The sequence below is a fragment of the Pseudomonas sp. 06C 126 genome, from assembly GCF_001855215.1.
In the GTDB taxonomy this organism is placed as follows: domain Bacteria; phylum Pseudomonadota; class Gammaproteobacteria; order Pseudomonadales; family Pseudomonadaceae; genus Aquipseudomonas; species Aquipseudomonas proteolytica.
In genome coordinates, this window is the sequence record NZ_MIFU01000157.1 from 1 (window position 1) to 608 (window position 608).

1 pseudogene is annotated in these 608 nt (G+C 60.7%); it reads left to right on the forward strand.

Annotation, left to right across the window (positions count from 1 at the left end):
• Positions 1-608: pseudogene (locus tag BHC62_RS27135) on the forward strand (RHS repeat protein); the annotation flags it as partial.

The following is a 608-nucleotide window of genomic DNA, read 5'->3' on the forward strand; positions in this document are numbered from 1 at the left end:
GAGTACAGCTATGACAAGCGCGGGCAGCTTTTAGCGGTTTGGTATCCGGATCACAGCTGTCAGCGCCTGACCTGGAATGACCTTGGGCAGTTGGTGGGGGAACAACTGCCCAATGGCGGCGTGCGGCGTTATCGCTACGACGCTTTGGGCCGGCAAATTGCCCGTGAAGATGAACACGGCGCGCTGACCCACTATCACTGGGACGCGGTAGGCCGACTGCTCAAGGTGGTATTGCCGGGCGGCGCCACCCGCGAATTGAGCTACAACCCCTACGGAAAAGTCACCGCCGAGCGCGATGAACTGGGGCGTGTGACCCGGTATGAATATGCCGACGGACTACACCTGATCAGTCGCCGGATCAACCCCGATGGCACGGCGCTGCGCTATCGCTACGACAACACCCGCCTGCTGCTGACCGAAATCGAAAACGAGTCAGGCGAACGCTATCAACTGGCGTACCACCCCAACGGCCTGATCCAGCAGGAAACCGGCTTCGACGGCAAACGCACCGCCTACGTCTACGACCTCAACGGCCACCTGCAGGAAAAAACCGAGTTCGGCGACGATGACCGTCAGCTGATTACCGCCTACCAGCGCGATAACGCCGG